At 65.7% G+C, this 24,872-nt stretch carries 24 protein-coding genes; 9 read left to right on the forward strand and 15 right to left on the reverse strand.

The features are described 5' to 3' along the window. Window positions 1-4: 4 nt before the first annotated feature. A complete protein-coding gene (locus B141_RS0104760; protein WP_020574031.1) occupies window positions 5-562 on the forward strand; it encodes a hypothetical protein in 558 nt (185 codons plus the stop codon). Here B141_RS0104760 and B141_RS0104765 read toward each other — a convergent pair. After that, window positions 547-1,530: an aldo/keto reductase gene (locus B141_RS0104765; RefSeq protein ID WP_026256914.1), complete on the reverse strand. Its 984-nt coding sequence runs from the start codon at window positions 1,528-1,530 to the stop codon at window positions 547-549. The two genes, B141_RS0104760 and B141_RS0104765, sit on opposite strands and share 16 nt — an antisense overlap. A gap of 170 nt (window positions 1,531-1,700) precedes the next feature. Beyond that, window positions 1,701-2,378, reverse strand: a complete 678-nt coding sequence (locus B141_RS0104770; RefSeq protein ID WP_202805665.1) for a TetR/AcrR family transcriptional regulator — start codon at window positions 2,376-2,378, stop codon at window positions 1,701-1,703. A 113-nt stretch (window positions 2,379-2,491) separates the two neighbouring features. Between B141_RS0104770 and B141_RS0104775 the strand changes: the two genes are divergently transcribed. Then, window positions 2,492-3,679, forward strand: a complete 1,188-nt coding sequence (locus B141_RS0104775; RefSeq protein WP_020574034.1) for an FAD-dependent monooxygenase — start codon at window positions 2,492-2,494, stop codon at window positions 3,677-3,679. 34 nt (window positions 3,680-3,713) lie between these two features. Here B141_RS0104775 and B141_RS0104780 read toward each other — a convergent pair whose 3' ends face one another. The 4 genes from B141_RS0104780 to B141_RS38915 form a co-directional block, all read right to left on the reverse strand. Beyond that, entirely contained in the window at window positions 3,714-4,136 is a 423-nt protein-coding gene (locus B141_RS0104780) for a hypothetical protein (RefSeq protein WP_020574035.1), read from the reverse strand. A 238-nt stretch (window positions 4,137-4,374) separates the two neighbouring features. After that, a complete protein-coding gene (locus B141_RS0104785; RefSeq protein WP_020574036.1) occupies window positions 4,375-6,009 on the reverse strand; it encodes an alpha-L-arabinofuranosidase C-terminal domain-containing protein in 1,635 nt (544 codons plus the stop codon). Beyond that, window positions 6,006-7,502, reverse strand: coding sequence for a sulfatase family protein (locus B141_RS0104790; protein ID WP_020574037.1), 1,497 nt, complete (start codon window positions 7,500-7,502; stop codon window positions 6,006-6,008). The genes B141_RS0104785 and B141_RS0104790 overlap by 4 nt, the downstream gene beginning before the upstream one ends. A 14-nt stretch (window positions 7,503-7,516) precedes the next feature. Then, window positions 7,517-8,728: an ROK family protein gene (locus B141_RS38915; RefSeq protein WP_020574038.1), complete on the reverse strand. Its 1,212-nt coding sequence runs from the start codon at window positions 8,726-8,728 to the stop codon at window positions 7,517-7,519. Between the two features lie 111 nt (window positions 8,729-8,839). Here B141_RS38915 and B141_RS0104810 point away from each other — a divergent pair, with 111 nt between their 5' ends. Then, window positions 8,840-10,267: a sulfatase family protein gene (locus B141_RS0104810; RefSeq protein WP_040420489.1), complete on the forward strand. Its 1,428-nt coding sequence runs from the start codon at window positions 8,840-8,842 to the stop codon at window positions 10,265-10,267. Between the two features lie 393 nt (window positions 10,268-10,660). Here the strand turns inward: B141_RS0104810 and B141_RS0104815 are convergent, their stop codons facing one another. The 4 genes from B141_RS0104815 to B141_RS0104830 form a co-directional block, all read right to left on the reverse strand. Continuing rightward, window positions 10,661-11,131, reverse strand: coding sequence for a hypothetical protein (locus B141_RS0104815; RefSeq protein ID WP_020574040.1), 471 nt, complete (start codon window positions 11,129-11,131; stop codon window positions 10,661-10,663). Window positions 11,132-11,279: 148 nt separating this feature from the next. After that, window positions 11,280-12,134, reverse strand: a complete 855-nt coding sequence (locus tag B141_RS0104820; protein WP_020574041.1) for an ABC transporter permease — start codon at window positions 12,132-12,134, stop codon at window positions 11,280-11,282. After that, window positions 12,131-12,943, reverse strand: coding sequence for an ABC-2 family transporter protein (locus tag B141_RS0104825; protein WP_020574042.1), 813 nt, complete (start codon window positions 12,941-12,943; stop codon window positions 12,131-12,133). The genes B141_RS0104820 and B141_RS0104825 overlap by 4 nt, the downstream gene beginning before the upstream one ends. Next, window positions 12,940-13,980 carry an ABC transporter ATP-binding protein gene (locus B141_RS0104830; RefSeq protein ID WP_020574043.1) on the reverse strand — a complete coding sequence of 347 codons (1,041 nt, stop codon included), beginning with the start codon at window positions 13,978-13,980 and terminating at the stop codon, window positions 12,940-12,942. The genes B141_RS0104825 and B141_RS0104830 overlap by 4 nt, the downstream gene beginning before the upstream one ends. Before the next feature lie 1,101 nt (window positions 13,981-15,081). Here B141_RS0104830 and B141_RS52680 point away from each other — a divergent pair. Then, window positions 15,082-15,642 carry a DUF1990 family protein gene (locus B141_RS52680; RefSeq protein ID WP_420313572.1) on the forward strand — a complete coding sequence of 187 codons (561 nt, stop codon included), beginning with the start codon at window positions 15,082-15,084 and terminating at the stop codon, window positions 15,640-15,642. Window positions 15,643-15,883: 241 nt separating this feature from the next. Here B141_RS52680 and B141_RS47040 read toward each other — a convergent pair whose 3' ends face one another. Further along, window positions 15,884-16,126, reverse strand: a complete 243-nt coding sequence (locus B141_RS47040) for a LacI family DNA-binding transcriptional regulator (protein WP_337587598.1) — start codon at window positions 16,124-16,126, stop codon at window positions 15,884-15,886. 36 nt (window positions 16,127-16,162) lie between these two features. On the opposite strand from B141_RS47040, the gene arfA reads away from it, so the two are divergent. Genes arfA through B141_RS0104860 form a run of 4 tightly spaced genes read left to right on the forward strand, consistent with a single transcriptional unit; the run spans window position 16,163 to window position 20,872 of the window. Continuing rightward, a complete protein-coding gene (arfA, locus tag B141_RS0104845; RefSeq protein ID WP_020574046.1) occupies window positions 16,163-17,668 on the forward strand; it encodes an arabinosylfuranosidase ArfA in 1,506 nt (501 codons plus the stop codon). 18 nt (window positions 17,669-17,686) lie between these two features. Continuing rightward, window positions 17,687-19,033 (forward strand): ABC transporter substrate-binding protein, encoded by a 1,347-nt coding sequence (locus tag B141_RS0104850; protein ID WP_020574047.1) that lies wholly within the window; start codon window positions 17,687-17,689, stop codon window positions 19,031-19,033. A gap of 28 nt (window positions 19,034-19,061) precedes the next feature. Further along, window positions 19,062-19,961, forward strand: coding sequence for a carbohydrate ABC transporter permease (locus B141_RS0104855; RefSeq protein WP_237742616.1), 900 nt, complete (start codon window positions 19,062-19,064; stop codon window positions 19,959-19,961). Beyond that, entirely contained in the window at window positions 19,958-20,872 is a 915-nt protein-coding gene (locus B141_RS0104860) for a carbohydrate ABC transporter permease (RefSeq protein ID WP_020574049.1), read from the forward strand. The genes B141_RS0104855 and B141_RS0104860 overlap by 4 nt, the downstream gene beginning before the upstream one ends. 342 nt (window positions 20,873-21,214) lie before the next feature. On the opposite strand, the gene B141_RS0104865 is transcribed toward B141_RS0104860, so the two are convergent. Further along, a complete protein-coding gene (locus tag B141_RS0104865) occupies window positions 21,215-21,766 on the reverse strand; it encodes an AAA family ATPase (RefSeq protein WP_040420473.1) in 552 nt (183 codons plus the stop codon). 105 nt (window positions 21,767-21,871) lie between these two features. On the opposite strand from B141_RS0104865, the gene B141_RS52685 reads away from it, so the two are divergent. After that, window positions 21,872-22,240, forward strand: a complete 369-nt coding sequence (locus tag B141_RS52685; RefSeq protein ID WP_420313573.1) for a helix-turn-helix domain-containing protein — start codon at window positions 21,872-21,874, stop codon at window positions 22,238-22,240. On the opposite strand, the gene B141_RS0104870 is transcribed toward B141_RS52685, so the two are convergent. From B141_RS0104870 to B141_RS0104885, 3 genes are all read right to left on the reverse strand, one after another. Further along, window positions 22,202-22,777, reverse strand: a complete 576-nt coding sequence (locus B141_RS0104870; protein WP_020574051.1) for a GNAT family N-acetyltransferase — start codon at window positions 22,775-22,777, stop codon at window positions 22,202-22,204. The genes B141_RS52685 and B141_RS0104870 overlap by 39 nt on opposite strands. A 663-nt stretch (window positions 22,778-23,440) precedes the next feature. Next, window positions 23,441-23,821, reverse strand: a complete 381-nt coding sequence (locus tag B141_RS0104880; protein WP_157180801.1) for a hypothetical protein — start codon at window positions 23,819-23,821, stop codon at window positions 23,441-23,443. 500 nt (window positions 23,822-24,321) lie between these two features. Next, window positions 24,322-24,831, reverse strand: coding sequence for a Clp protease N-terminal domain-containing protein (locus B141_RS0104885; protein ID WP_020574054.1), 510 nt, complete (start codon window positions 24,829-24,831; stop codon window positions 24,322-24,324). Window positions 24,832-24,872 lie beyond the last annotated feature (41 nt).

Here is a 24,872-nt window from a genome sequence, read left to right on the forward strand (position 1 = left end):
AATCGTGCGCGATGCGGTCCTCGCCGCGCCCCACTGCGACGCGTACCTTTTCGTCGACTCTGATGTGTGCTTCACCACCGACAACACGATCGATGCGATGGCCGCGGAACTCGCGGCCGACCCCAGGCTCTTTGCGGTGGAGGCAAGCTGGGGCAGCGAGGACGGAAGCGTGTACGACCATGCCGCCGGCTCGCCACCCAGCAACAGCCGGATTCGAGAGTCGGTCCGCTTCGCTGGTGGCGAGTGGTGCGAGCCGTATGAATTTGAGGTGGGGTACGGCGACCGCCTCCATCCCTTCTGCGCGCTGGTACGCAACGACGCGCCGTTTCGTTCCACGGTTGAGCTGCTGGGCCTCTCATCGGCGATGACGCAATGCGTGCGCGGCGCGTTGTTCTTCGACACCTTTGGCCTACTCACCCAGGTGATGAAAACACACGACCGCTCCTTTGCGAGGTCGAGCCAGAAGGTGATCCACTTCGGCAACGTGAGTTGGCAGTCGGCGTACGCCGATGAGAAGGCTGCCCGAAGGGACGCTCTCCTTCGACGTTATGCCAGCATCTGAGTCGACTCGGTGCCGGCTGCGTCGAGGCGGCGCATTGTCGACTCGTCCAGCTGTAGGTCGACGGCCGCGAGTTGCTCGTCGAGCTGAGCCACTGACCCAGCCGCACTTACAGGAATGATCGGCGGGTCACTGTGCAGCATCCAGGCAAGGACAACCTGGTTGGCTGTGGCGCCTAGCTCCTTCGCGACGTCGCGTAATGTCGCCAGCCGCGAAGCATTACTCGGATGCTCGTACCCCAGCTCAAATGGCCGGCGATCCGGCCGGGTGTAGCCACCGCGTAGCAGCGGCTTGTAGCCGAGAATCGCGAAGTCAGACTGGGTTCGCGCGTAGTCGATCAGCTCTCCTGTCACCACGCTACTGTGGGCCAGGTCCGGGCGCGGCCAGAGGTAGGTGTGCAACTGCTGGACGCAGGTGTACCCGGGTAGACCGGCGGTCCGCGCCAGGGCACGCGCCTCCTCGATGCGCCACACCGCGGTGTTGCTACAGCCGATCACGCCGACTTTGCCTGTCCGTACCAACTCGCCGAAGACCTCGACCCGCTCCTCCAACGCGGAGGCGCGATGGTCCCAGTGCGCGTAGTAGAGGTCTATGCGTTCGACACCCAACCGGTGCAGACTCTCCTCGACACCGGCCCGAATATCATTGCCCGCCAGGCCGATGAAATTGGGCTCCGACGGATCACCGGGCACCGTCGTACGCGCTCCCACCTTGGTGGCGATGACAACCTGGTCTCGCACGCCACGGGAACGAATCCACCGGCCGATAACCTCTTCGCTCTCGCCGCCCTTACCGACCCACTGGTCGTAGTTGTCGGCCGTGTCGATGAAGGTCCCGCCAGCTTCGAAGAAACGGTCGAGAATCGCGAACGCGGTTTCTTCGTCGGTGCCGGTGCCAAATGGGATCGTGCCGAGACAGAATTCGCTGACGGAAATTCGGCCGTGGGCATCTCCCAAGAAAATCTGGCGCACGAGTGCTCCCATACCCAAGAGAAGATCTTCGGCCCGATCGCCGGCGGGGTCCGGGCCTGGTGCGATCTGGGGCCACAACGCTCACAACGCTAGCCCTCAGGCAAGCCGTGGCACCGAACCAATCGGCCAGGTCATATCCGATCCAATAGGCCAGTCGAAAACGAACTGCGTTAGTTCCGCCGGTCGATCAGCAGCTGAACACCGTCGAGGATGCACCGCAGGCCGAAGTCGAGCGCTTGGTTCTTACCGGCCGAGTCGGCCAGCACCGCCGCGAGGGCGGGGAACCGATCCTCACGGCCACTCAGCACCGCGTTCATCGCCTCATCCATCGCCTGCTCGGGGTCGCGAGTACCCATCGCGGCGGCCTGCTGCGCGATCATCCGCACCTGCCCGATCAGGGTCACCGCCACGTCGAGAATCTCACCGCCGGTCAGCGGGGTGCCGGTCAGCGCAGCGGTCGCCTCTTCTAACCAGCCGAGTTCGTTGGGCCCGATCGCACGCGCCCCGACGGTAGCCTCCAGCGCCCACGGATGGCCTGCGAATCGATCGAACATCTGCCGCGCCCAGGTGTCGAGCTTTCGTCGCCAGCCGCCGGTCATCCTCTCCAGTCGGGGCGGTTCACCGATCCCACGGTCGATCATCAGCGCCACCAGCTCCACCTTGCCCGGCACGTACCGGTACAAGGCCATCTTCGTGACCCCCAGCCGCTCGGCTACGCGTTGCATCGTGAGCGCGGCGAGCCCATCGGCATCGGCGATCTCAATACCCGTGGTCGCGATCATGTCCAGGCTCAGCGTTGGTTTCGGCCCGCGCTTCGACGCGGTCTGCTGTTCCCAGAGCAGCGCCATCGCCGTTGCCTCAACTGCCATTGGTACTCCTTGCCCTCGACGCAGAACTGTGTCTAGAGTACACTGTGTCTGTCGGACACTATTATTCCTGTCTCTGTTCTGGGGAGAGCGACATGGTCAGTTCCGAGTTACGCGGCCTGCGGGTCCTGATCTCCGGCGCTGGCGTGGCCGGCCCCGCCGTGGCGTACTGGCTGTCCCGGTACGGGGCTGACACCACGGTCGTCGAGGTCGCGCCGGCGCTGCGGACTTCCGGTTTCGCGGTCGACTTCCGGGGCCCCACCCACCTGGGTGTGCTGTCGAAGATGGGCGTCCTCGACGACTTGCGCGCGCTACAGACCCATGCCGGCGCGATGCGGGGTGTGGACGAGAACGGCCGCCAGATCTTCGAACTGCCCGCTGCCTTCGCCGGCGGCGACCTTGAGGTACACCGTCGCGATCTCTCCCGGGTCTTTTATGAGCGCAGCGCCGAGCGCACCGAGTACCTCTTCGGTGACGTCATCGCCGCCGCGACCGAGACCGCCGACGGCATCCACGTGGAGTTCGGCCATCACGTCGCGCGCACGTTCGACCTGGTAATCGGCGCCGACGGGCTGCACTCCGGTGTGCGCCGCATCATGTTCGGGCGTGAGGAGCGCTATGTACGACACCTTGGCTACTACCTGGCTGGCTGGGATCTGCCCAACTCACTGGGGGTGGACGCCACGCCGCTGCAGTACAACGTCCCCGGCCGGATGGCCAGCGTCGCCGCCGACCAGCGCAACCCGGACCGGGTCGGTGCGTTCGTGGTGTTCGTCTCGCCACGGCTCGACTACGACTGGCGCGACATCGACCAGCAGAAGAAGCTGATCGCCGACACGTTCACCGGCCTGCGCTGGCACGTACCGCACCTGCTTGCCGGACTACGCGACGCGCCCGAGTTGTACTTCGACTCGATCAGCCGGGCCAGTGTCCCGGCCTGGTCATCCGGCCGCGCCGCTCTGCTGGGCGACGCCGCCTGGGGTGTGACACTCGGCGGCATGGGGGTGGGTACTGCCATCGTGGGCGCTTACGTGCTGGCCGGCGAACTCGCTGCCGCCGGTGGCGACCACCGTGCGGGCTTCAGCGCATACGAGAACCGGATGCGGCCCTACGCCGCCCGCTGGCAGCGCGGCGCCAGCCCAGGCAAGTTCCTGGCCCCCGCCAGCGCCCTCGGCCTGTGGTTTCGTAATTCCCTTCTCGGCACCCGCCTCGCCCAGCGGTTGCTGATCAGCAGCACCAAGACCCTGGCAACCGACGCTGACCTGCCCGAGTACGTCAGCTGATCACCGAGGTTTGCTCTTCGATCCCGCTTGGCACCTAGCTCGCTGAGACAACGATGAAGGAGAGCACCAGGGCGACACCCAGGACCGCGAGTACGGTCCGTCGCGCCCGCCTGCTCGGGCGCGCCACGATGGACGCCGCGCCGAGGAGGAACGCAAGGGCGCCGGCGAGCGACCCGCCGCCCACGATCATCGCTGGTGCTGCCGCCGACCGGCACTTCGCCTTGTCGGCGTCAATCTCGGCCTTCGAGCGGGGTTCACCCTCGAGGAAGACGTGCTCGTTCAGGTTGAACATCTCCCCGAGCACGTTCCGCGGGCAGTACTCATTGCCCTGAACGTGCACCGACTGCCCGGCCCGGTCGAGGAAGACCACGCCGAGGGCAAGAGCCAGGGCAACCATCAGGGCCGCGAGCGCGAATCGCGCCTGAGGCTTGCTTCGTACCAGCGGCTGAGCGGTCATTGCCTGATCATGTCAGGTTATTCAAAACCTCTGGCGCCGGACAGGGTTGCTGGATCTGGGTCGAGGGTTACTCACTATGCGAGGTCGCCCACCGAGGTTGCGGTGACTTGGCGGAGGAGTTTCGGCATAGAAACCGAGACACCTCCGCCAAGTCGCCTCCCGATCCCTTCACGAGGCCGCGACCTGTCGGCGTGAGGGGTTTTGAACAAGTTGGCTCCGGCCCCCAGGATGCCGGGCGTCAGCTCAGCTCGAACGACAGCAGCGTGACGCTGTGCGGCGGGAAGTCGTAGCTCGTGCCGGACCACTCGAGCACGCCGCGATCTCGCAACCCCACGCGGTCCGGAGCGCTGAGGGAGTTCGACGCCAGGACGTCGTCCACGTCCGCGCCGAGATCCCTCACTGCGACCCGGGACGGCAGGACACCGACGCGGCCGTCGAGGGCCAGCTCAGCACGAATCGGGGCGGACTGATGACGGTTGATCACCGCCAGCCGGAGCGATTTACCGTCTTCGGTCTGCGTCGCGGAGACGTCGAGGTCCGGCACGGTAGCCGTACGCACGCGGAAGTCGCCGCGGTGGTCACGCTCGTCGCCCTGCCGTACGCCAGCCAGCCGCCCGGGCGAGCGCACCTCGGCCGCGAGCGCGACGCGACCCAGGTGGTTCTGGTAAAGGTCCCACACGTGGTACGTCGCAGCCCGGACCGCGCCGCCGGGTCGAGCGACGACCACGCCGTTCGCGTTGAGCAGGTTGACGGTGTTGGCCATCGTGACCGGCACCTCCAGCCCACTGGCCCGGTGCAACGCGTGGAAGACGCCCGCATAGAAGAGCGCGTCCGCCAGCGTCCGGGGACTCCAGCGGTTGACCCGGCGCGGACGACCGGCGACCAGCCCGTCGATGTCGCGTTCCACGGTGCCACCGTCGTCGGACGGCAACGGCGCGGGCCACTCCGAAGGCTCGACGTGCCGGATGTTCCACTCGTCCAGCGCCAGGCCCAGCGGACGCTCACGCCCATTGCGGGCCGCGAGCTCGCCCACCAGGTCCGAATACGCCTGGATCTCCTGCTCGAAGTAGAGCGGCTGCGCCACGATCGCGTCGTAGTCGGCGGCTCCGTCCACCAGTTGCGTGGTCGCGCCGTACAGATGGAACGACATGTAGTCGACCGCGTTGCCGACGGCCTCCATCACGGTCCGGGTCCAGCCCTGCCGGTCGTCGATCAGCCCCACGGCGATGAACTTCAACGACGGGTCCACAGCCCGCATGAACCGCGCGTGCTCGGCCGCATCGGCAGCATATGCGACGGCACTCCGGTGACCCATCTGCCAGTTGCCGTAGACCTCGTTGCCGAGCCCCCAGTACGTCACGCCGTACGGCTCGGGGTGTCCGTTGCGGGCGCGCTGCCTCGTGTAATCCGTGTCGCCGTGGTAGTTCGTGTACTCGACCCACCGGACCGCCTCGTCGACGTTCCGGCAGCTGTGCGCCAGGTAAGGCTCGGTGCCGACCTCGGCACACCACGCAAGGAATTCGTCGGTGCCGAAGCGGTTGGTCTCCTCCTCGCCCCAGGCGAGCTCGAGCCGGCGTGGCCGGCCGGCACGCGGCCCGATCCCGTCTTCCCAGTGGTACGGCGAGGTGAAGTTGCCGCCGGGCCAGCGGACGATCGGCAGGCCGAGTTGGCGGCAGAGCTCGATCACGTCGGCCCGCAGCCCGTTGCGAACACCGTCGCCGGCGTACGCCAGCGGCGAACCCTCGTCGAAGACGCCGCCGTCGATGTTGCCGAAGAAGGCCGACTCCAGGAAATGCCCGTAGATGAAGGGATCGATGACACTGCGCCGGTCCCGGCGTACGTCGATCACCGCGATGGCAGGGTCGGAGCTCACGGTCGGGATGCCTCCTCGTCCAGGGCACTCAGGGCGGTGTCGTAGGTCTTCGCGCCGACTTCGAACATCGACGTCATCCAGTGGTAGAAGTTGTCCCCGCGCTCCCGCAGCAACTCGTACAGCCGGCCCATGAGTTCTCGACGTACGACGGCCAACTCGGGATGGTCGTAACGGTTCTGCAGCTCGTGCGGATCCGCCTGCAGGTCGTACAACTCGTTCTCGTCGGCCGGGTTGACGATGAGCTTGTAGCGCTCGGTGCGGATCATCCGCTGGGGATATGGGAAGTGGTGCCCGTGGAATTCAGCGACCACCTCGGTCGGCCAGTCTGCCGGCTCCTCCCCGGCGATCAGTGGCAGGAGCGAGCGTCCCTGATAGTGCTCGGGAAGGTCGACCCCGGCGAGGTCCAGGAACGTCGGAGTCAGGTCGGTCAGAGTCGCGAAGCCATCCTCGACCCGCCCGGCCGGTAGCCCAGGAACCCTTGCCAGCAAGGGCACGCGGTAGATGTCGTCGTACATCGCCGGACCCTTGTCGTGCAGGCGATGAGCGCCGGTGAACTCGCCATGATCGGCGGTGAACAGGACGGCGGTGTCGCTGGCGAGGCGGAGTTCGTCAAGCACGGAAAGGATCCGCCCGACCTGCTCGTCGATCAGTGTCACATAACCCCAGTACGCCGCGATCAGCTCGCGCCACGTGTCAGGGCTGATGCTGTCGAAGGTCCAGTGCGAGGAGTAATGCTGTTGTACGCGGGGTTTCTTCGCGAACGTCTCCGCGATCGAGGCGGGCAGCTCGACCTGGTCGGCGTCGTAGCGATGGTAGTAACCCTCCGGCAGCAGATAGGGGAGATGCGGCCCGAACCAGTTACAGGCAAGGAAGAACGGTCGACCCTCGTTGCGGTAGATCTCGGCGTACCGGCGAAGGTGCTCGATCGTCCGCTCGGCGAGGAAGTACTCGAATGTCGCTTCCACCGGCTGGTCGAGGATGCCGGCCAGCAGGTTGCCGGGCTCGCCGTTCGCGAAGGTCCCGCGCACCGGCGAGTGCACCGCGAACGGGGGATAGCCCCGCTCGGCAAGATATCGCTGGTAGTCGGGGTGCTGGACCGCGTTTCCCCAACCCGCGTAGTGCTCACCGTCGTACCCGAAGTCCTTTGGTCCCTTGATCTTGCCGACGTGCCATTTCCCGATGTGGCCCAGCTGGTAGCCAACCTCGCCGAGGTAGTGCGAGAACGGCGGGAAAGTGTCGTCGAGCTCCTCGCGATAACCAACATTGCGCTCGTAGTTGGCCAGCAGCGTGTGCCGATAGGGGAGGACGCCGGTCTGCAGTGTTGCCCTGGCCGGCGTGCAGATCGCGGTCGGGGTGAACCCGTTCGTGAAGCGCGTCCCATCGGTGGCGAGCGCGTCCAGCGCGGGCGTCTCGCACAACTGGTTGCCGTAGCACCCCAAGGTGTCCAGCCGGTGCTGGTCGGTCATCAGCAGCAGGATGTTCGACGTGCTCATGACGAGCTGCCTCCTCAACCGATGTCCTGGAGCTGGTCTCCGTCTGGGAGGCCAGGGGTGGTCGCCGGATAGCCGGCGAGCAGGGCGGAGCGACGCAGCACCAGGGCGATGCCGCCGCGGGCCGCGTCGTCGTGCCCGAGTACGGCAGGCGCGATGTGCAGGCGTTGCCGTACCTGGTTGTGCGCGTACTTCCGGACAGCGGCGCGCAGCGGACGCAGCAGGTGGTCACCGGCGGCCGTCAGCTCGCCCCCGATCACCACGCTTTCCGGGTTGACGGTGTTGCAGGCGGCGGCCAGGACCTCACCGATCCGAGTGCCGGCGTCCTCGATCACCTGGCGAACCGCGGAATCGTCGGCTTCCAGCCGGCGGAGCACCTCGTCGAAGCCGCGCACCCCGCACCGCTCGAGCACGGCCGCAAGGGACACGTAACGCTCGAGGCAACCGCGGCCACCGCAGGCACAGCGCGGACCGTTCCGGTCGACGCTGATGTGGCCGAGCTCGCCGGCCGCGCCGCCCGCACCGGAGAACAGATGACCGCCGAGGACGAGCCCGCCACCGACGCCGTGCGACAGCCGCAGGTACAACACGTCCTGCAGTCCGGCGCCCGCTCCCCAGATCGCTTCGGCGAGGGCGGCGAGCCGGGTGTTGTTGTCGACGTACACGGGAACGCCGAACCGCTCGGTGAGTCCGTCGCGGACGAGTGCGATCCGCGCGGCGCGGCTCGGTTGCCGATGCCCGCCGGTGTCGGAGACCGGACCGACGACGCCGACTCCCACGCCGGCCAGTGCGTCGAGCGAGATCTCGTGGCGGCCGGCCAGCTCATCGACCAGGCGTAGGGCGAGTTCGAGCCGCTTCGCCCACGGGGTCCGCCCCGAGCAGGCGGTGCCTTCGGAGGCAACGACCTCGTGCGCGACGTTGGCGACCGTGACGTGGATGCTGCGATGACCGAGGTCCATGCCAAGCGCGAGCCCACCGGCGGCGTTGAGGGTCAGCAGGGTGACCGGCCGGCCGCGACAGCGTCCTGACTCGCCACCGCTCGCGGTTTCGGAGACCGCGTGCTTTGCCAACAGGTGTTGCACGATCGAGGACAGCGTCGCTCTCGACAGGCCGGTCTGCTCGGCGAGCTGGGCGCGGGTCAGCGCTCCCTGGGTGCGCAGAGCCGTCAGCACCCGTTCCTCGTGGGTCTCGCGAAGCAGGCGTAGGGGTCCGGCGGTTTCCTTGGCCACGGCAGGACTCTGGGTGTTGCCCGCGACTTCTGTCAAGAGGTCGGAATTAATCCGCTCGCCATTATTTTGACCTCTTGACGTAATCGTGCGCGGGTGCCGACACTGGCGTTCATGACTCCGGACCAGCGCCCGAACGTGCTGTTGATCTGCACCGACCAGCAGCGATTCTCCGCACTCGGCGCGTACGGCAACGACGAGATCGAGACACCGAACCTGGACCGGCTCGCGGCGCAGGGCGTGCTCTTCGAGAACTGCTATGTGCAGAACCCCGTGTGCGCCCCGTCCCGGGCCAGCCTGATGACCGGGCGCTACGTCCACTCGCACGGCCTGTGGGCCAACGGCGTCGGCCTGCCATCCTCGGAGCGGTTGTTCAGTCGGGATCTGGCCGACGCGGGGTACGACTGTGGCCTGGTCGGGAAGTTCCACCTCAGCGCGTGTTTCGGCGGGCGGCTGGAGAAACGGCACGACGACGGCTTCCGGGTGTTCCGCTGGGCGCACGATCCGTACCCTGGCTCGTCCGAGAACGAATACCACCGCTGGCTGCGGGCCGTCCGTCCCGACCTTCTCGATGGTGAGGTCGACTACGACTCACTGCCGACCGAGGTGCACTACAGCCGGTGGATCGGCGACCAGACGATCGACTTCCTCACCCGCTCGCGCCAGCGCGACAAGCCGTTCTTCTTCGTCGCGAACTTCTTCGACCCGCACCATGGCTTCGGGGCACCGGAGGAGTACCTCAAGCGCTACCAGGCGGAGCGACTCAGCCGCCCCGTCACCACCGCCGGCGAGCTGACCGGTAAGCCGCCGATCCAGACCGAGGCGTCGCATGAGTCGTACGCCGGCAAGGCGCGCGGCTACACGTCGTACTCCGCCGAGGAGTTGCAGGATGTCAAGGCCGCCTACTACGCGATGGTGTCGCTGGTGGACGACGAGGTCGGGCGGATCCTCGACGCGCTCGACCGGCAGGGGCTCGCCGAGAACACGCTGGTGATCTTCACCAGCGACCACGGCGAGATGCTGGGGGACCACCAGCTGATGCTCAAGGGGCCGATGATGTACGAACAGGCGGTCCGGGTTCCTTTGCTGCTGAGGTGGCCGGGTGGCGGGCTTCCGGCCGGGCGGCGCTGCCCAGAGCTGGTGCAGTGGATCGACGTGGCGGCGACGATCCTCGCGGCGACTGGTCTTTCTCCGCAGCCGCGAGCGCAGGGCGAGAGCCTGTTGCCGTTGGCACTTGGCGAGGGAAGTGGCCGCGGCTGGGCGCTGAGTGAGTACCGCAACAGCGGCCAGCCGTACGACTCAGCCGTCCACCTCACGATGGTGCGACGCGATCGGTGGAAGCTCGTCGTCCAGCATGGTTCGCCGGCCACCGCCCGGGATCGGACCGGCGAGCTGTACGACCTGGCGACTGATCCGGACGAGCTGCGGAACTTGTGGGACGACCCAGCCCACCGGGACATCCGTACAGACCTGCAGGAGTTTCTGCTTGACGTCCTGGTCGCCACTGAGGACCGCAGCCAGGTCAGAGAAGGTCCGTGGTGATCTTCAACTCTTGCGCCTCTTTTGGACGATTCGCGTCCAAAAGTGGGGTTGGGTAAGGCAGCTGGCAGCGTGTTGCGATCTTCGTCTGGGCGGTGGAGGCTGGAGGCGTGGAACCTCGGGAGAGGCCAGCCCGACCGGTTTACGTCACGCGCTGGCAGTGGTACTGGTGGCTGTTCATCTCACGCACGGGCCTGCGGGCGTTGCTGTTCTGGCTCGACGCCTCGGTGCCGGGCTTCCGTGGCCGCCTCTACCGGCTGCATCACCCTTGGGATGATCCGTCACCGCCGCCACCGACCTCGACGTGGATAAATCGCCCCTAGGTCTTCGGATCGTCGACGAATTCGCGCGGTCGTAGGGCTTCAAGGTCACCTGAGGGCGATGCCGGGGAACGAATTAGTGCAGCCAGCGCACTTTGTTGAGGTCCGTGGTGAACGGAACGCTTTGCCAGGCAGCCCGGTTGGTCGGGTCGTGGTCGGACAGGTCGATTACTACTCTGATGTCCTCTACCCGGCGTACGACACTGTTGTTGTCCGAGTCGATGACGCAGTTCTCCTGGTGGTCGCTGGCAGACTCCACGCACATCTGCACACCGACGATCCGGCCATCCGCGCCTCCGGCCTCGCTCGGGAAGAAGGTGACGTCCCGACTGACGGCTGTGCCATCAGGGCCGGTGGCAGATCCCCAGAAGTTGGCCGGCCCGTAGCCGGGCGGCAAGTCGACCGGCAGCGCCATCAGCACACCTTCAGCCTTGGCCAGCTCAGCTTCGACGTACTCGCGGCGTGCTCGATCTGGCAGGTCGCGGCTGTCCATGAGGTTCCAGATGATGCCACCGACCACGACCAAGGCGCCAAGTCCGATCAGCATCCCCGAGACGATCGACCGATGTGTATTCACAGCGCGATCATGACAGCTCCCGTGCATGTCCGGGAAGCGGCATCGAAAGCTTGCAGGGTTCGCAGGTTTGCCGGTGGCCTGGCTTGGTCCGGGGGAGTGGGAGCAAGAGCGGCTTCGCTCAGCTGCTGGCACTCGCGTAGGACCGTAGGCCATACCGCCACTGTGCACGTACGAGCACTATCGCGACCACGGTGAGGCCGACACCTTCGGCGACCTGCAACCAGCCGAGGTCGCCGCGCAGTGCCTGCGCCGGGAAGGTCGATGCGAACGCGACAGGGAACGCGAACGTGAGGAATGCGCGTACGCCAGCCGGGAAGAACACCAGCGGATACCGACCCGACTCCAGCAGGTTGTTGTACAGAAAGGCAATGGGGTTTACGGATTGCAGCCAGAACGCGGTGAACGACATCGCGCACCACACGGTGGCGAGTAGCACCGTTCCACAGGCGACCAGCATCACCGCCTGCAGAATCTCCAATGCGTTCGGGCTAATACCCGACCGGACAAGCCCGAAGATGACCATGAGCAGCCCGCTCGCAACATTGCTGAGCTCCGCGACGTTGATCCACCGTAGAGTCAAGTAGAACTGGCTTGACACCGGACGAACGAGAACGCCGTCGAGCTCGCCTTCGGTGATGTAGGTCGTCATCCGCATCAGGTTGGGCGCGACGAACGTCGCCAGAACGCCCGTTACGACCTGAAACAGGCCGACGAGCGTGATCACCTCGGCCTGCGACCAGCCCCGCACGTCATCGGTGTAGCCGTACAGCAAGAGGATCGGAACGAGCGCGAGCCCGAGTCGCACCAGCCCGACGATCAGCGTTGTCACGAAATGCGCGCGGTAGTGGGTCTCGCGCACGATCGCCTGTGACAGGAATCGGCGCCACAGCCGGAGATGCCGCTCCTGCCGGTGAAACCAGGTGCGGTCGAGCGGTCGTCGCGGCTCGGCGTACGTCTGTGTCCGCGTCGTCATGCGCCCACCGCCGAGTAGGCCCGAATGCCCGACGACCAAACGAGGCGAGCGAGTACGCCGAACACGAGGACGTAGCCGAGTTGAAAGCCTATGCCGGTAAGGAGCTCAGCACTCGACAGGTCGCCGGCGACGATCTCAACTGGGAACGACACCGTGTACCGGAACGGCTGGTTGTCAATGAAACCCCGCGACCAGCTCGGCATCAGCGCGAGCGGAACAATCGAGCCGGACAACACATTCGCGATGACCAAGCGTGCTTGGTGCAGTGCGGAGACGTCGTCCATCCAGAAGGCGAGCGAAGCGATCAGAATGTCGATCGTGAAGACCAGGATGCCTGCGAGCAGAATGCTGATCACGAACAGCACCACGCGACTGGGTCCGGCCGGGACGTTCATCGAGTCGTGGAAGGCCCACCACAGCACGCCAATCATGGGCACTAGAGCAAACAGCTTCATGACCTTCTCGGACAGGTTGTTGGCGACGAAGTTCAGCAGCAGCGAAGCCGGTCGCACCATCCAGCTGGACAGCTTGCCGAGCCTGATGTCGCTTGCCAGGAAGGTCGTCAGCCACGACGAGGTGGCCATCGTGACGATGCTCAGCAACACGAAGTAGGTCGTGATGTACTGCTCGTCAATCGGGAGTTGCGCACCGTGCGCCAGTGCCGTTCGCCAGATGAGGAGCGAGATGATCGGCACGCTGATGTTGGCCGCCATGAAGATGAGCCACACACCACGGTACGTCAACGACATGGCGATATGGGCAGCGGTCATCCGACGAAGGACGCGGAGGTTACGCGGTACCGTCCTCATCGCGCGTCCTCCATGTCCAGCGTGCCGCGCCGAAGGAACAGGTCACGCATGATCTCCTCTATTTCGACGTCTGCGACGTCGAGGTCGACCAGCGGACCTAGCCGTGTCAGCTGCTCAAGCGCGTCGCCAGTACGTTCCCGTTCGACCTCGAGCTTGATGATCTGGTCGGAGTCGCCGCTCTCGACAATGACGCCCTCGAGGCCGGCGAGATGGCTGCCGTCGACGGCTTGCGCGTAGGTGGCCCGGACGAGCTTGCGCGGCCTCGCTGTCCGGACGAGTCCGCTCAGGCTGCCGTCGTACTGCAGTCGCCCATGGTCGACGACCATCACCCGCGAGCAGAGTGCCTCGATGTCGTCCATGTCGTGGCTCGTGACGAGGATCGTGGTGCCGTGACGTCGGTTGACCTCGTTGAGGAACGTGCGTACGCGGGCCTTCGCGACAACGTCGAGACCGATCGTCGGCTCGTCCAGGAAGAGGATCTCCGGGCTGTGGACAAGCGCTGCCATCAGCTCGAGCTTCATCCGCTCGCCGAGGGAGACCTTACGCACCTGCACGTTCAACAGGTCTTGGACCTCGAGTAACTCTGCCAAGTCGGTGACGCTGCGATCGAACTCCGCAGTCGTCAGGTCGTACATCTCCTTGTGTAGGAGCAGGCTCTCCATGGCCGGAACATCCCACCAGAGCATGGACTTCTGGCCCATGACAAGTGCGATGCGGCGTAGGTAGTCGGGTCTGCGCCTCGACGGCGTGTGCCCGAGGACCTCCAAGTCGCCGGAAGTCGGGTAGAGCAGACCGGACAGCATCTTCAGGGTTGTGGTCTTGCCAGCGCCGTTCGGGCCGAGCAGGCCGACGACCTCGCCGCGGCCGATCGTGAACTCGATGCGGTCGACCGCAAGGCGCGTCTCGTAGGTGCGGCGCAGAAGGCTTTTGACGGCGCCGACCAGTCCGGCGCCCTGCTTGTGGAACGTGTAGGTCTTGGTGAGCCCAGCAACCGCGATGACAGGAGGCTGATCGACGCAAGCGTGAACGGACGTCACGTGTAAGCACCGCTTTCGAGATTCGATGGTGGTTCGGACCGGGCAGCGTCAATGCGCGCGGAGCGCAGAGCTGATCCACCAAATCTCGCCGGGCGGTGTCATAGGTGCGGCTGCCACCGGCACAATAGGACGTACCCGAAAGCGACGTCAACCAGTTTCACGGCGAGCCAGCTGGCGACAGATGAAGTCGCGCCAGACGGTGATCGCCGTGGGCTTGGTCTCAGCATGCCTGCCGGTGTGGCCGGTTAGTTGCTTGTCCTGCGATCCGAGTACGTCGAAGAGAGCCAGTTGGCCGTCTCTGGGGATTGCCCAAACCCCTGTGCAGTCCCGGCCCCTGCCGAAGACCGAACTTGCCGAAGACCACGCAACGAAGTCGACCGCCCATGGCGGCCGCCAAGGGGAGGCCGAACCGGGTACCCATGGACATCCCCAGGTGTGGCACCAGCCTGGGAGGCAAGCTCACGAGTATCCACGTCATGAATGGACCGGAGCCGTACCGCCTCGAACTTCGAGGCAAGCTTATGCGCCAACTCCACAGCCTCGGTCAGATCAGCGTCCGTACAAGACCAGGTGGGGAACTCCAGAATGTCATCAAGCACTGAATCGACCGCGCCCACCAAGCCCAGCAGCGGGTGCGTGGGCGGGGAACCAGTCGTGAGATCCATGACCGGAACACTATCGGCGACCACCGACAACACCCCACCCGAAAGAGCCCATTCCAAGGCTTCCCGGAATGTAATTTTGGGTAGCTTGGAATTGCTTTCTGTAACCCTCTTGAAGGTTTACTGAATGATCCGCGGTGTCATTGAATAGACCGCAGCTGAGGTCGGCTCCGCCGCTTCTGCGGTCGCGCGGACCAGCGACCTATCCGGCGCAGCGGCGCGTATCATTCCCGCTCCCGCCCGCCAACCTGCGCTGAGCGCAGCGGCCACCCCGGCGACATGTCCCAAGACCCTTACTTGCAAGAGAACCACCCAAGATCACGATCTACGGCTGCAGTGCAAGTACGGTATTAGTCAAGGAGCCGTTCCGTCTCTGGTCCGTTCTTCGTGGGCAGGGTGAAAGCTCGGCTCAAGGGTGTCCGCGCATAATGGCTCAATGATGCGAAAAGCTGGACCGAGCTTGTCGGAACGTACGTTGAGCTACGAGCCGGTCGGCATGACGTTGGCCACCGGCGACTGGCGGGCTGGCCTGCCTGGTGGCTTTCGTGGATTTGAGCGCAGAGCGCGCCTCGGGAGCTCATCGGTCTGGACGTTCACCTCAAATGAGGTCCTGCGATGGGGGGTCAAGACTCGCAGTGGCTTCGCCGTAGAGCGCGAGGGTGGGCTTCCGATCGGTCCGATCCCCGATGCCACGGTGGTAGCTGGTGCCAGGTATTGGCTCATCGCTCATCTGGGGCTACTGCGCATCCGCGAGCCTGTTCAAGTGATCGCGGTGGTAGATGAACCGGACCGGAAAGGCTTTGCATACGGCACGCTGACAGGGCATCCAGTCAGCGGGGAAGAAGCGTTTCTGCTCGATCGGAGACCAGATGGCTCGGTCTGGCTAACTGTCCGCTCCATGACCCAACCCTCACTCGGGATCTGGCGAGCAACTTATCCGCTGTTGCCGGTGGCGCAAACCTTCTACAGGCGGCGCTATCTTCGCTCCCTAGCCTCCTGAGCCGTGAGTCGTGTCGACGAACTGATCGCGCTGGAGGGAGCGGGACCGCTATCGGCGCGCCGCGGTCGACACCAAGCTGGCGGCGTGTCTCATCGCCAAACAGCCAGGGTGCCACGCCGCCGACGATGAGCAGGACGCCAAGCAGGAGGCCGCACCAGCCGATGCTGTCGGCGAGAGTTGGCCGGACGGTCCGACTCCTGGGAGGTACCAGGGTGCAGTCCGCCTGCACCGCGGGATCATGTCACACCGCGGAGGCGTGGGCGGACAGGTTCGGGACGTAGTCGAGTGCGGCCAGTGCCTCTTCGACCCGCGCCCGCGTGGCAGGGCAGACGGTCGCCGTACCGTTCGAGACCGTCCGCACGGAGACACTGGCACGCTCGGCCCACCGCGCAACGTGACTGTCATGCCTTGCTGCGTGACGACTGGATATTCCTGCCCCCGATTCGTTGACAGCGGGATTACGCCCGTAGCAAACTTCCGGCACCTCGATTACATCGTTGAAGTTTTTCTGGAGTCATCGGTGACTGTGACCTCGACGATCGATCCGGCCTTCTCTGTCGGACCGGTCAATCCCTGGCTGTTCGGTACCTTCGTGGAGCACCTCGGCCGGTGTGTCTACACCGGCATCTACGAGCCCACGCACCCTTCAGCCGACGAGGACGGCTTCCGCGGCGATGTCGCCGCCCTGGTCCGTGAACTCGGTGCGACCGTCGTCCGCTACCCGGGCGGCAACTTCGTGTCCAACTACCGCTGGGAGGACGGCGTCGGGCCGCGCGCGTCGCGACCGCGGGTGCTCGACCTCGCCTGGCGTTCCATCGAGACCAACCAGGTCGGCACTGACGACTTCCTCGCTTGGTGTGCCCGCGTCGGTCTGGAACCGATGCTCGCGGTCAACCTCGGCAACCGCGGCCTCGCCGAGGCGGTCGACTATCTCGAGTACGTCAACGGCGCCCCCGGCACCCGGTACGCCGATCAGCGCGTGAGCAACGGGCATGCCAAGCCCTGGGGCGTACGGCTGTGGTGCCTCGGCAACGAGATGGACGGTCCGTGGCAGATCGGCCACAAGACGCCGGTGGAGTACGCCCGGATCGCGCAGGAGGTCGCCCACGCGTACAAGACTTTCGACGCGGAGCTCCAACTGGTCGCCTGCGGCTCCTCGAACACGACGATGCCAACCTTCGGCGACTGGGAGCGCATCGTCCTCGAACACTGCTTCGACGAAGTCGACCTGATCTCCGCGCACGCCTACTACGAGCCGACCGGCGGTGACGAGGTGTCCTTCTTGGCGGCCTCGGAGCACATGGATCGCTACATCCGTGACGTGGTCGCGACCGCCGACCACGTGGCCGCCAAGCGGCACTCGTCGAAGCGGATCAACGTCTCCTTCGACGAGTGGAACGTCTGGTTCGCCGCCCGGCACGCCGAGAACGAGGTGGAACGCAACGAGGCGTCGGAGGCACCCGCCCTGATCCAGGACGTCTACACCGCGCTCGACGCGGTCGTGGTCGGGTCGTTGTTGATCACCCTGCTGCGCCACACCGATCGGGTCGGCGTGGCGTGCCAGGCGCAGCTGGTGAACGCGATCGCGCCGATCCTGACCACCGCGGGCGGTGCCGCGTGGCGGCAGACGATCTTCCACCCGTTCGCACTGACCGCCAGGCACGCCCGAGGCACTGTTCTGATGCTCGCCGGTGATCACGGGCAGGTCGACACTCCTGCCTACGGCCCCGTCGAGCAGGTGTGGGCGGTCGCAACGCACGATGCGCAGTCCGGTGAGCTGGCGATCTTCGTCACCAACCGGTCGCTGACCGACCCCGCCTCGTGGGCCGTACGGCTGGGCTCCCTCGGCGAGCTCCGCCTGGTCGAGCACCTCGTCGTCGGCGACGAGGACCACAACGCCGTCAACTCCGAGGATGCCCCTGACCGGGTCGTCCCCCAGGCCGGCGTCTCCGCCCTCGCCGGCGACCGCTTGACCGTCACGTTGCCGCCGGCTTCGTGGCACTGCATTCGGCTCGCCAGCCGCTGATGTTCGAAAGGACCAACGATGACCACTTCTGATCCCGTGCGTTTCGGCCGCCGCGCCCTGCTCGGCGCCGCTGCGGCTGTCGGCGGTGGGCTCGCCTTGTCCGCCTGTGGCGGCAGCCACGGCCCGGGTCCGGGCCCGGGCCAGGCGACGGCGACCGGCAAGGGCGGCGCCGAGGGCTACGACGGCCCTCCCGTCGAGCTGAAGTACTGGAACGGCCTCACCGGCGGCGATGGCCCGGTGATGAAGAAGTTGGCCGCCAAGTTCATGGACGCCCATCCGAAGATCAAGGTCACCACCACGTCGATCGCGTGGGCCGACCTGTTCCAGAAGCTGCCGGCCGCGGTGCAGAGCGGCCGCGCGCCTGACATCTGCCTGATGCACACCGCCGACATCGCCACCAACGCGGCCCGCCAGGTGGTTCAGCCGATCGACGACGTGGTCAAGGGTCTCGGGCTCGCTGCCGCCGACTACGCAGACCTCGTCTGGAAGGCGACCTTCTACAAGGACAAGCAGTACGCCATCCCGCTGGACATCCACCCTGCGGGCCTCTACTACAACAAGAAGGTGCTGACCCAGGTCGGCGCCGATCCGACCAAGCCGCCAACCACCAAGGACGAGTTCATGGCTGTCCTTGACAAGTGCAAGTCCAAGGGCGTCAAGGGCTACTGGGTGAGCGCGCTGAGCATCGGCGGCCTGGTCGCGCAGTCGATGATCTTCCAGAACGGCGGCTACATGATCAGCGAGGACGGCACCAAGACCGGCTTCGCCGACCAGCCGGCGATCGACGCGATCACGTACTTCAAGAGCCTGATCGACGACGGCTACTCGCCGAAGAACGCTGCCGGCGACGGCGACTGGGTCTCCTTCAGCAACAGCAAGGCGGCCTTCATGATCAGCGGCCCGTGGATGGTCACCCCGTGCAAGGAGGCCAAGGGTCTGGACTGGGGCTGTGCACCGATCCCGGTGCTCGGATCGCAGCAGCAGACGTGGGCGGGTTCGCACTGCTTCACGCTGCCGCGGCAGACCAACCAGGACAAGAACAAGGCGACGGCGGCCCGCGTCTTCGTCAACTGGATGAGCCAGAACTCCGTCGGCTGGGCCGAGGCTGGGATGGTGCCGGCGCGCCGATCGGTCCGCGAGTCGCCCGAGTTCGCCCAGTACGCCGAGGTGAAGCAGTTCGAGAAGATGATCGAGTGGGCGCACTTCCCGCCCAACGTGCCGGGCTCCGGTGACACCGACCCCGAGTGGTCCAAGGCCGTCAGCCTCGCGGTGACCGGAAAGAAGCCGATCGCGCAGGCGCTGCAGGGTGCGGCGCAGAAGGGTGATCAGATCCTCACGGCGAACAAGAAGAAGTACGGCGGATGAGCGGCGGAAGCGACCGGGAGCGCCAGTCGTGAGCCGGACTGCGTTGCGACACCACCATCCCGTGACGCCGTACCTGTTCGTTGCGCCCTACGTGGTGCTGCTGGTGACCTTCCTGGTGGGGCCCGCGGTCTTCGGTATCTGGATGAGCCTGCACAACTGGGACTTCATGCTGCCGGGTAAGCCATGGGTGGGGTTGCAGAACTATCGCGATCTGCTCGACTCCGGCTCGGTGATCTTCCATCCGTTCTGGAACGGCATGAAGAACACCTTCGTGTTTGTGCTGATCAGCGTGCCGTTCCTGGTCGTGATCCCGCTGCTGTTGTCGCTGCTGCTCAACCAGAAGTTCGCCGGGCGCACCTTCTTCCGTGCGGTCGTGTTCACTCCGTTCGTGCTCGGGGTCGCGGTGGTCGGCCTGCTCTTCGGCTACCTCTTCGACCCCGCGGTCGGGCTGATCAACGGCATCCTGAACGGGGTCGGGCTGCCGAAGGTCGACTGGCTGACCACCCAGCCGCAGGCCTGGATCACGATCGTGATCATGACAATCTGGTGGACGATCGGCTTCAATGCGGTGATTTTCCTGGCCGGGTTGCAGGGCCTGCCCGGAGAGCTGTACGAGGCGGCGGAGCTGGATGGTGCCGGCCGGTGGGCGAGGTTCCGCTTCGTCACCGTGCCGGGCCTCCGCAATGTCTTCCTGTTCGTGGTGACGACAACCATTCTTGCCAGCGCGAACCTGTTCGGACAGCCGTACATCTTGACCAAGGGGGGCCCGGGCGACAGCACCACGACGGCGATCATGGCGATGACCAACGAGGGCCTGCGCGGCTTCCGGATGGGCACCGCCGCGGCGATGAGCTACATGCTGGCGCTGGCCCTGGCGATCATCTCCATCGCCAACTTCCTGATCATGCGGGAGCGCAAACCGTCATGACGACGACCAAGTCGATCACCAGCAGTCGATCCGGCGCCGACTCGTCCGCCGAGCCCGGCGGGCGAGCTCGCCGCCGGCGGGCCCACTCCCGGACCAGTGTGGGGCCGCTGACCTACGTCGCAATGACAGCGATCTCGTTGATCTTTGTGCTGCCGCTGCTGTGGATGCTGCTCACCACGTTCAAGACCGAGTCCGACGCCCGCTCGATCCCGATCCGGGTCATGCCCAGCGAATGGACGCTACGGGCGTACACGGTGATCTTCGACGACCCCGCGAACCCGGTCTACACCTGGTTGTTCAACTCGCTGGTAGTCGCAGTGCTGCACATGCTGCTCAACCTGGTGGTAGCGGCGATGGCGGCCTACGCGTTGTCCCGGATGCGCTTCGCCGGCCGGAATCTGCTCTTCGGCGTACTGATCGCCACGCTCTTCGTCCCCGGCTTCATCTTCTTCATGCCGAACTACCTCACGATGAGCACGCTCGGCTGGCTGGACAGCTATTGGGCACTGGTGGTGCCGGGTGCGGCGGGCGCGTTCGGCGTCTTCTTCCTCCGCCAGTTCTTCCTGTCGATCCCGCGCGAGCTGGAGGAGAGCGCCCTGATCGACGGCGCGAACTCGTGGACGATCTTCACCCGGATCGTGCTGCCGCTCTCGAAGCCCGCGTTGGTGACGCTCGCGGTGCTGAGCTTTCTCGGCTCGTGGAACGACTTCGTCTGGCCGGTGTTCGTGCTGTTCAGCCCGGACAAGATGACGCTGGCACCCGGCCTGGCGACGCTGCAGGGCGCATACACCACCGACTATCCCGTGGTGATGGCCGGGGCGACCGTGGCCGCCGTCCCAGTGTTGATCTTGTACGTCGTGGTGCAGCGCTACGTGATCGAGGGCGTCGCCAACAGCGGCCTGAAGGGCTGACCGCCTAAGGCACTGTGTCTCCTTACGGGCTACGCCACTAGGAGACAGTGGGACGTTCGTGGCGAGTGCTGTACCCACCTGGGATGTGGAGCCGAGGACGAGTTCGACAAAGCCGCCCATGCCCCGGCCCGGTCGACGACCGGGGCATGGGACCGTTCAGCAACGCAGGGCTGTGGGCGATGTCCTCCGTCGGGTGATGCGCGACACTCGTCCGCCAACGGATCTGCGACAGTGGAAAGCGTGGATCGCGCCATGGGCGGGCGTTGACTCGGCGACTCGACGGGATGCCCGGGGTCTCTCAATGGCTCACCGGTCGCCTTCGCGGGTGCCCGTTTCAGCGCGTCACTTCAGCAGAGCGCGATGTGCTGCTTCCGTGACAAGCTGTTGTGCGGTCGCTTCGGGTGTGAGCGCGGATGTGTCGAACCACCAGCCGACATCGCTGAAGTCCCGTCGCAAGTCGGCCTCGAGCTTGTGGTAGCCGTCGAACTCCCAACGCTCGCTGACTTCACGCGTCGCGTTGCGCTGCTGACAGACCTCCACCGTCGGTGCAAGGGTGACCAACCGGACTGGTCGCGGAGCCAGCAGGCCGACCAGGAATTCCAGCTCCGCAAGGTCTGTCACGAGCTGGTCGATCAGCACTGTGAAGCCGGAATCGATGAAGTTGTTGGCCAAGCCGCACAGATTCCGGTCACAGAGCTCCGCCTGCCGCCTCGCCTCGTTCACGGGCTCGCCCAGTCGCCAGACGCGACCGCTGAGGATCATCTCGTTCACATCGTCGGCTTTGATCCGAGCCGCTCGAGGCAGCAGCCGGGCGGCCAGCCCAGTCACCGTCGACTTCCCCGCCGCTGGCATCCCGGACACGATCACGCATCCTGGCAAGTCATCTGTGGTCACGGGAACGATCGTGCCGAGGAGCCTCGCTAGGTAGCAACTGCTTATCGGCGCAGGCGCATCCTGAAGGTACCGAACTGGTGCATCGCGATGCTGCGCGCAAGCCTTATGAATGGCGCTCAGTTGGACGAACCGATCTTTGCTGACTCGCGCGGGGGATATCGCGACCCGGCCAACGTCTGCCGCGACCTACGAGAGGCGCGCTCACCTGTAGGAGGGGAGACGCGCCAGGAGCTTGGACGCAGGCTCCCGAAGGTGCGGCGGTCGACCCGACTCACTCAGGCCGACACCGCGAATCGGCTGGGCTGGCCACAATCGCGGGTCAGCCTGCTCGAGACAGCCCGAGTGCGGCCTGACCTGACAGACGCGGCACTGCTACTGGACCTTGACCCACATGGACCGGGTTCGGCGGCCACCTCGACTGAGGCGCAGAACTGGCTACGGATACCTGGACGATCTGTAGTCACGCTGGAGTAGGCCGTAGATGGCGCCGTCGTGGTAGGTGCCGTCGTCCTCCAGGGAGTGCGCCCGACGTAGGCCTTCTCGCTGGAATCCGAGTCCTTGTAGGAGCCGTACCGACCCGTGGTTGTCGGCGATCGTCTGCGCCTCGACGCGATTGAGCCGCATCCTTGTGAACCCGAACCGGAGCATCGCGTCGAGCGCCTCTGTTGCGATCCCGCGGCCCCAGTAGTCGCGACGGAGGTCGTAACCGATTTCTGCTCGATGGTGGAATCTCTCCCAGGAGTTGAACCCAAAGAGTCCGATGGCCTGGGTACTGCCCGAGAACGTGACTGCCCAGTGGATCGCGGTCTGTGTCGAGTACTCGCGACGCAATCTGTCGATCAGGGCGGCGGCTTCCGTTACATCCTGCATCGGCTCGGAGTTGTACTTCTGGACCTCCGGATCGCTGCGCCAGACGAACAGATCGGCAGCGTCGTCGGGCTCCAGCTCCCGTAGCACTACCCGCTCGCTCGTCAGCCTCGGAAACGTTGAGAAGTCGAAGATGTCAGTCACTCTGCACGCCCTCCTGCCGCACCAATAGTGGATGAGAGTAGGGGTCCGTGCAGAGGGCCGGCCTGCGGCCTGCCGGCATCGCGGCGACGTTGCTGGCAGTGCGCGGCGTCCTTGGTCGTTGGCCCGTTTCACCCAATCAACAACGGCAGAGCGAGCGCAGGCAGTGCAAGGCCAGCATCGCCGCCGCCGTCGGCTGCAGGAGGCCTTGGTTGAAGGAGCGGCAGGGTTTGCTCGGTGTCCTGCATCGGGTCGCGGTGGTTGGCTGATCGTCGGCCTGGTGCTGCTCGTCGTTCGCCATCTGTCTGGGTCGACTCGCGTCCAAAAGTGGGGGTTAGGTGTGGGTGTCCCCGCTGCCAGCCGGGTCAGGATGTCAGTCCAGCCAGGCAGCGTCGTCGAGGTTGGTGGTGAACTCGGCGGTCTGCCATGCGGTTCGTGTGTCGGCGCTGTAGTCGGACTGGTAGATGACTATGCGTCGCCCGTCGACGAGTCGTACGACATTGCCGGTGCCGCGAGAGTGACCTGGAGGGATCGGCCTGGAGGAGATACCAAGTTGTTGCCTGCGTTCATTGCGCGATCATGCCAGGTCGCCGGCCGACGTGGAGGCCGAATCGGCAGCTCGGAGGGTTCGCGGGTCTGGCCGGTGGCTTGGCTTGGTCCGGCGGCTTAGTGTAGCCAGGTCACCTTGTCGAGGTCGGTGGTGAGTTCGAGGGTGCTCCATGCCGTCATGTCGGGGCTGCCATCACTTGCTCGATAGATGACGACTTGGGTCTGCCCAAACTGCCGTTGCAGGTGGGTCGCGTCGCTCCTCGTAGAGCACAGCTCGCCCCTGCTGGTGGGGTCCTGCACGCAGAGCACGATGACAGGGAGACCGTCCTCGTATGCGCCTTCCTTGGGGAGGAAGTGCACGCTCCAGGACGAGGCCCGCTTGGTGGTGGTCTCGTCGTCGAGCGACATCGGGTCGGGGTCGTCGTCAAAGGTGCCGTAGTCGTACTCGCGGGCGAAGTCGTACCCGGCCGGAAGGCTTACCGGAAGAACTGGTCTCATCCCACTGACCCGGTTCAGTTCTTCCCGGACAACTTCGCGATCGCTCATGTCGGGCGGGCCTGGCCGACCGATGTTCGAGATGACGCTACCGGCGGCGATTACGACGGCGGCGACACCAGCTATGGCCCATGGCGGTACCTGTCGAGTGGGGTTCACGCGCTGATGATGACACCTGGTCGGGCAGTCGGGAAGCGGCACCGAAGGCTCGGAGGGTTCGCGGGTTTGGCAGGTGGCCTGGCTTGGTCCGGGAGAGTGGGGGCCCGTAGCCTGTCCCGGCTCGGCGGGCAGCTTGCAGCCTGCCGCCAACCGTCCGCCGCGGGCCCCCGGGCTTCGGGACCCGGACCAAGCGAGGTGGGTAAAGCCGCCGGCCCGCCCTAGCCACAGACCGGTGGCGGACGACAGTGCCGCGGAACAGTGATGGTCGTCAGTCTTCTGGCGGCGCTCTTCGCTGTGTTCGCGCCCAGCGGGTAGTTCCGACACGAGCCGATCCGCATTCAAGCTCAGGGAGCGTCAGAGGCGAGCGCGGCTTCGAGTCGTGCCATGTCGGTGCCGGCCGCGTTCGCTGCTGAGGCTAGGTGGTGGGGCCCCACATAGCCGCGGCGTGCCCAGTCGCGTGACTCCTCGATAACGCCGAGAAGGAGATGGCGAGGTGCTATGTCACCGCCTCGTTCACGTTGCGCAGCTTGCAGGCCAAGTCCGGCGATCATGCATGAGCGAGGAGTGAAGGGGATCGGGCCATCTGGGCTTGGACCGGGCTCCTCCTGGAGCTGGGCGAGAAAGAGGTCGCGTGTGATCCCGTGGGTCGCGAGCACGTCGGCGATCGCGGGCTCGGCGGCCATCAAGCCGAGCACGATGTGCTCGGTACCGACGTGGTTGTCGTCCATGACGCGGGCCTCATGCAAGGCCTGCGAAAGGCACCGCTGAGCCGATGGACTGAGGTGGTCGCGGGCTTGGTTCGCAAGTGCCTCTGCCTCGGCGACGTAGCTTTCGGGTGCTGCTGGACCGGTCATCCCGGTACCTCCGATGCGGCGTTGAGCTCCTGTCCAGGGCG

The sequence above is a fragment of the Actinopolymorpha alba DSM 45243 genome (genome assembly GCF_000373925.1).
Lineage (GTDB): Bacteria > Actinomycetota > Actinomycetes > Propionibacteriales > Actinopolymorphaceae > Actinopolymorpha > Actinopolymorpha alba.